11 protein-coding genes are annotated in these 4,255 nt (G+C 66.1%); all 11 read right to left on the minus strand.

All coding sequences use genetic code 11. From position 1 onward, the window contains the following. Positions 1 to 20 precede the first annotated feature (20 nt). Positions 21 to 251 carry a hypothetical protein gene (locus AAHM38_RS25150; RefSeq protein ID WP_028228977.1) on the minus strand — a complete coding sequence of 77 codons (231 nt, stop codon included), beginning with the start codon at positions 249 to 251 and terminating at the stop codon, positions 21 to 23. 12 nt (positions 252 to 263) lie between these two features. Continuing rightward, the gene (locus tag AAHM38_RS25155; protein ID WP_052421039.1) at positions 264 to 1,268 is read right to left on the minus strand and encodes a toprim domain-containing protein; all 1,005 of its coding nucleotides are present in this window, start codon (positions 1,266 to 1,268) and stop codon (positions 264 to 266) included. A 34-nt stretch (positions 1,269 to 1,302) separates the two neighbouring features. Then, positions 1,303 to 1,647 carry a hypothetical protein gene (locus tag AAHM38_RS25160; RefSeq protein WP_042339242.1) on the minus strand — a complete coding sequence of 115 codons (345 nt, stop codon included), beginning with the start codon at positions 1,645 to 1,647 and terminating at the stop codon, positions 1,303 to 1,305. 7 nt (positions 1,648 to 1,654) lie between these two features. Next, on the minus strand, positions 1,655 to 1,882 hold the full coding sequence (locus AAHM38_RS25165) for a hypothetical protein (protein ID WP_028228978.1): 228 nt from the start codon (positions 1,880 to 1,882) through the stop codon (positions 1,655 to 1,657). Between the two features lie 5 nt (positions 1,883 to 1,887). Further along, on the minus strand, positions 1,888 to 2,208 hold the full coding sequence (locus tag AAHM38_RS25170; RefSeq protein WP_028228979.1) for a hypothetical protein: 321 nt from the start codon (positions 2,206 to 2,208) through the stop codon (positions 1,888 to 1,890). Positions 2,209 to 2,222: 14 nt separating this feature from the next. Continuing rightward, entirely contained in the window at positions 2,223 to 2,447 is a 225-nt protein-coding gene (locus tag AAHM38_RS25175) for a hypothetical protein (RefSeq protein WP_028228980.1), read from the minus strand. Between the two features lie 76 nt (positions 2,448 to 2,523). Further along, positions 2,524 to 2,811: a hypothetical protein gene (locus AAHM38_RS25180; RefSeq protein WP_028228981.1), complete on the minus strand. Its 288-nt coding sequence runs from the start codon at positions 2,809 to 2,811 to the stop codon at positions 2,524 to 2,526. A 17-nt stretch (positions 2,812 to 2,828) separates the two neighbouring features. Then, the gene (locus AAHM38_RS25185) at positions 2,829 to 3,206 is read right to left on the minus strand and encodes a hypothetical protein (protein ID WP_028228982.1); all 378 of its coding nucleotides are present in this window, start codon (positions 3,204 to 3,206) and stop codon (positions 2,829 to 2,831) included. A gap of 14 nt (positions 3,207 to 3,220) precedes the next feature. Beyond that, complete coding sequence (locus tag AAHM38_RS25190) at positions 3,221 to 3,580, minus strand: hypothetical protein (RefSeq protein WP_052421040.1); 360 nt, start codon at positions 3,578 to 3,580, stop codon at positions 3,221 to 3,223. A 9-nt stretch (positions 3,581 to 3,589) separates the two neighbouring features. Next, the gene (locus AAHM38_RS25195; protein ID WP_028228983.1) at positions 3,590 to 3,958 is read right to left on the minus strand and encodes a hypothetical protein; all 369 of its coding nucleotides are present in this window, start codon (positions 3,956 to 3,958) and stop codon (positions 3,590 to 3,592) included. 11 nt (positions 3,959 to 3,969) lie between these two features. Next, entirely contained in the window at positions 3,970 to 4,167 is a 198-nt protein-coding gene (locus AAHM38_RS25200) for a hypothetical protein (protein ID WP_028228984.1), read from the minus strand. Between the last annotated feature and the right edge of the window lie 88 nt (positions 4,168 to 4,255).

A 4,255-nucleotide genomic window follows, 5' to 3' on the forward strand; every position in this document is an offset into this window, starting at 1 on the left:
GCAGGGGGCACGCCCAGGGGTTAGAGCTTGCTGACATCCACCTCAAGCGCACGGCAATCCTTCGCCGTCACCACGCCGACCAGATCAGCCTTGCGGATCGTCACGCGATCAGTCCAGCGGCCCGAGTTGGCACGCCACTTCCTGACCACATAGCCATCGCCGCTGTAGCCCAGGAACAGGCACACCTGCTGGCCGCCCTTCCATCCATACCGGCACCAGTACAGCTTGCCGTGCTTCGGGTTCAGCTCCATAGCCAGCTCAGCTTAGCCCCTGGTCAGCCGCCACACATCCAGCAGCTCGGCCTCTGTGAAGCGGGTCACACGGCAGCAGTAGGCCACCAGCTCGTCACGGCACTGGCCATCGGGCAGCGCATCCCAATAGGCGCGAGCGCGCGAAGCGCAGAGCGAGCGGCCCTCGGCGTGCTCGAAGTTGCAGCCCTCGGAAATGATCTGCTGGAGATAGCTTGCCAGGGGCACCGCCTTGGCCAGCTCGTTCTTGAAGGCGTCCAGCCCGTGCGCGCGCACGAAGGAATCCGGGTCATGCTCGGCGGGCAGGAACAGGAATTCGATGCGGTTGGCGTCCACGGCGAACGGCAGCACGGTGGCCAGCGCGGCGGCGGCCGCGCGCCGACCAGCGGCGTCACCGTCGAACGAGAACACCAGGCGGGTCGCGCGCGTCAGCAGCGCGCCGATCTGGTCAGCGGTGCAGGCCGTGCCCAGCGAGCCGACCACGGGCAGGAAACCGGCCTGGGCGAGCGAAACCACGTCCAGGTAGCCCTCCACCACCAGGGCCATGTCCTCGGCCTCGATGGCGGCCTGGGCCTCGTAGAGCCCATAAAGCAGCTCGCGCTTCTTGAAGGTCGGGCCTTCCGGGGAATTCATGTACTTCGGCGCAGTGTCCGACTCCACCAGGATGCGGCCGCCGAAGCCGCGAATCTGCCCGGACACGTCGCGGATGGGGAACATGATGCGATCACGGAAGCGGTCGAAGCGGCGCGGCTGCTCGCCGTCCTTGAAGACCTGGAGGCCGGAGGCCTCGATGGTCGCCAGGTCGTGCTGCGCCAGGATGGCGTCCAGCTCGTGCCAGCCAGGCGCGGCGAAGCCGATGCCGTAGCGGGCAGCGCCGGCCCCGGTGATGCCGCGCTTGCGCAGGTAGGCCACGGCGCGCGGGGCTTCGCGCAGTGTGGCGCGGTAGTGGGCTGCTGCGTCGTCCAGCAGCGCGCGCACGCGGCTTTGCTGGTCGGCCGGGGTGTGGGTGGTGTCGTTCATGTTCTTGTCCCTGTCGTCTCGTTGTGCGGCCGCGTCAGCGGCCCGCGCTCTTGTTCTCTTGCGGCTTCACGCTGCCGTCCCGGTTGTACTCCACCCGCCGATTGCCCTCATTGAGCGCGGCGTCCAGCTCGATGGCATCCAGCATGACATCCGGCACGCTCAAGCCCAGCGCCTCCAGCTTGGCCAGAAACGGGTCAAGGCACGGCGGCAGGCCGCCGAACTGGATCAGCTCGGGGTCATCGAGGTTGGAATAGATGTACTTGCCTCGGTTCTGGCCGTCCTCGATCACCATGAAGAAGCCTTGAAGCGGGCGATCCCAGCCCATCATGATGGTGGCCGGCTTGCCCTGGTGCTCGGTCGGGTAGTAGTGCTGCGTCATAGCATCCTCACTTTTCGGGGTTGGCGGCAAGGCCGCGAGGCTTCTTGAAGCCACGGGCGCGCAGCACGTCAGCCGCGACCGTGGCCTGGTCTTTGTTGAACACGTCCGCCACGAGGCAGACCGTCACGAGGCCGTCCACCTGGTCGAAGGCCTCGGCCCAGCTCATGGATGCCGGCGTGTCGCCGGCTCCATCGTTGTGGGCGATCCAGTGGATGGCGTCCTGGTAGCTGGCCATGTCGATCAGTCCAGCAGCGTGCGGATGGCCACCAGATCGGCATCGCGCAGCTTGCGGTGCGCGGCCGTGGTGATGAGGCAGGAGAACACGTCGCAGCCCAGGCGCTTGGCCTCCAGCCATTCGGCCGGGGTGCGGTGCTCCACCTTGCGCGGGAAGATGCGCAACTCGCGCAGGCGCTCGCGCGCGATCTTGTCGTCTTCCAGCTTCCAGCAAAGGCTGTAGGTGCCGGCGAAGTTGAATTCGCTGTGGAACAGGCGTTCGGGGGCCTGCTCGCCCATTTCGGGGTAGTAGGCGGGGCCGTGCGGGACGATGGCTTGCGCTTGCATGGCGGTGGCTCCGATCAGAGGAAGACAGTGCGGCCGACGTGATCGGCGAAGGTCTGGCTGGCCAGGTCGGCGGTCTGCCACGCTTCACCGTCGAACACCTCCAGCGCGCCGGCCTTCACGCGGGCACCGAAGAAGCGACCGGACAAGACACCCTCGCGGGCATAGAAGCCGGCGTTGTAGCGCTGGCAGTGGGCCTTCAGGCGGCGAGCTGCGCGGGTCGGAGTGGTGGCGGTTTGCATGTCTGTCTTCCCTCTCAATCAATGCCTTTATTCTACTCGCTAAAGGGTTGACCGTCAACCCTTTTTCGCTCCCCATTTAGGGGGTCTTGTCACTGAAGGAATGGGCATCGGCGAGGTTGGCGCGGTAGTAGTCCAGACAGGCCTCGAAGCCCAGCGCTAGGCGCTCGGCGTACTGGCGGCGGTGGTCGCCCTTGAGGATGTAGAAGCGCTCCATCTGGCCCAGGACAAGGGCAGTCGTCTCGCAGCCATAGATGGCCGTGTCGTGGTCGTTGTGGCTCACGTAGAAGCCAGCTCCGTCCATCGTCGTGTTCGGGATGGCCAGGGACATCGGGCCGCTGGCCGTGTCGATGGTGGCGTATCGCATCGGTGCGCTCCTGGTGGTCAGTTGAGGTAGCCGCTCAGGTCGAGGCGGTTGGTGTCGTGCATGTGGAGCATCGACAGCAGATAGGTCGGATCGGCAGGCCACTTGCAGCCCTGCCAATAGGCCTTCAATGCTGTGCGGATCGGCTCCGGGTAGGTGGCCAGTCGGCGGCGTGCTTCGCGCCACTTGTCGGCTTGGTGTTGGCGGTCTGCGGCCATGCGCCTGTCCCAGCACTCGCGGCGGCCAGCCATTTCCTCATCGACCGGCGTTTGCTCGGCGGCCACCTGGTCGGCGAACAGCGGCAGGGCGTCTCGCTCGGCCTGGAGCTTGCGCCGGTAGGCCGCACGCTTGCGCCCGGTGTCGTTGAACTCGTAGCGGCCGAAGGGCTTGAATCGCATCGCAGGCCTCCAGCTCAGAACAGGCAGGCCTGGCGGTCGGCGTAGCTCAGCCAGCGCTCGAAGGCTCCGGGGGCCGTGCAGTAGTCGCGCACGGCATCAAGGAAGTTTTCGCGGCGGGCACGCTCCACCACATCGGCGATGACCAGCTCGGAGTCGCCCATTTCAAAGCAGGTATCCCATTGCCGTTCGCCCAGGCCTTCCCAGCCCTCGTCCCACAGCGTGTAGTGCGTCACGTCGCTCACAAGCCCGTGGATCAGGGCGAGGCAGACGAACTCCACGCGATAGCGGCGCTCCTTGCCCAGCTTCCCGCAGAGGCGGTGCAGCTTGTCGATGATGGCGCGCTGCTCGGCGCTGCGTGTGCGGCGGATCGTCATGGCGGGGCCTCAGTGCTTGGAACGGTCGGAGAACGGGCGGAAGCAGCAGGCGCAGCGGGCAATGCCGTCCTCGGCCTGCATTTCCAGCGTGGCGGCCGTCGCGCGGCACAGGCGCTGGAACGGCTCCAAGGTGCTGCGGTCGGCTTCCTCGCGCCAGTGGCGAGCTGCGGCCAGCAGGCCGGCGCGGCGTTCCTCGGCGTAGGCCTCCACCCACTTGGCTCGCGCTTCGTCTTGGCTGTTGCCGTAGACGATCACGCCCAGGGCTTCACAGCGCCAGGCGTAGGCCAGGCCGTTCTCGCTCGGCGCGGTGCGGAACTCGGGCACCGGCAGGCTGGCCAGCCCGGCGATCTTCAAGACGGTTTCGGTGTTGATGGTCATGGTTGGCTTCCTCAGATCAGCTTGCCGGACAGGCCTTTGGTGACGTGGTGCGAGAAAATGACGCTCGGGGTGAAAGCCGGCGCAAACCAGGTCGAGCCACCTTGCTCCGAGACGAAAATCCAGCCGCCGTGCTGGGCGCGGTGAGCCTTGGCGGCGTCCGTAGACTGGAAGCCAGCGAACTGCATTTCATCGGTCTTGGGGGCATTCATCGGGCGGCATCCTCATCGCTTAATCAATAGGGATATTCTACCCGCAAAAGGGTTGACCGTCAACCTTTTTGAGCAGAAAAACAACCCT

Source organism: Ralstonia sp. OTU4908, from assembly GCF_038440115.1.
Lineage (GTDB): Bacteria > Pseudomonadota > Gammaproteobacteria > Burkholderiales > Burkholderiaceae > Ralstonia > Ralstonia pickettii.

Coding starts and splice junctions, on each gene's coding strand:
- AAHM38_RS25150 (WP_028228977.1), bottom strand. CDS start 251: ATGGAGCTGAACCCGAAGCACGGCAAGCTGTACTGGTGCCGGTATGGA.
- AAHM38_RS25155 (WP_052421039.1), bottom strand. CDS start 1,268: ATGAACGACACCACCCACACCCCGGCCGACCAGCAAAGCCGCGTGCGC.
- AAHM38_RS25160 (WP_042339242.1), bottom strand. CDS start 1,647: ATGACGCAGCACTACTACCCGACCGAGCACCAGGGCAAGCCGGCCACC.
- AAHM38_RS25165 (WP_028228978.1), bottom strand. CDS start 1,882: ATGGCCAGCTACCAGGACGCCATCCACTGGATCGCCCACAACGATGGA.
- AAHM38_RS25170 (WP_028228979.1), bottom strand. CDS start 2,208: ATGCAAGCGCAAGCCATCGTCCCGCACGGCCCCGCCTACTACCCCGAA.
- AAHM38_RS25175 (WP_028228980.1), bottom strand. CDS start 2,447: ATGCAAACCGCCACCACTCCGACCCGCGCAGCTCGCCGCCTGAAGGCC.
- AAHM38_RS25180 (WP_028228981.1), bottom strand. CDS start 2,811: ATGCGATACGCCACCATCGACACGGCCAGCGGCCCGATGTCCCTGGCC.
- AAHM38_RS25185 (WP_028228982.1), bottom strand. CDS start 3,206: ATGCGATTCAAGCCCTTCGGCCGCTACGAGTTCAACGACACCGGGCGC.
- AAHM38_RS25190 (WP_052421040.1), bottom strand. CDS start 3,580: ATGACGATCCGCCGCACACGCAGCGCCGAGCAGCGCGCCATCATCGAC.
- AAHM38_RS25195 (WP_028228983.1), bottom strand. CDS start 3,958: ATGACCATCAACACCGAAACCGTCTTGAAGATCGCCGGGCTGGCCAGC.
- AAHM38_RS25200 (WP_028228984.1), bottom strand. CDS start 4,167: ATGAATGCCCCCAAGACCGATGAAATGCAGTTCGCTGGCTTCCAGTCT.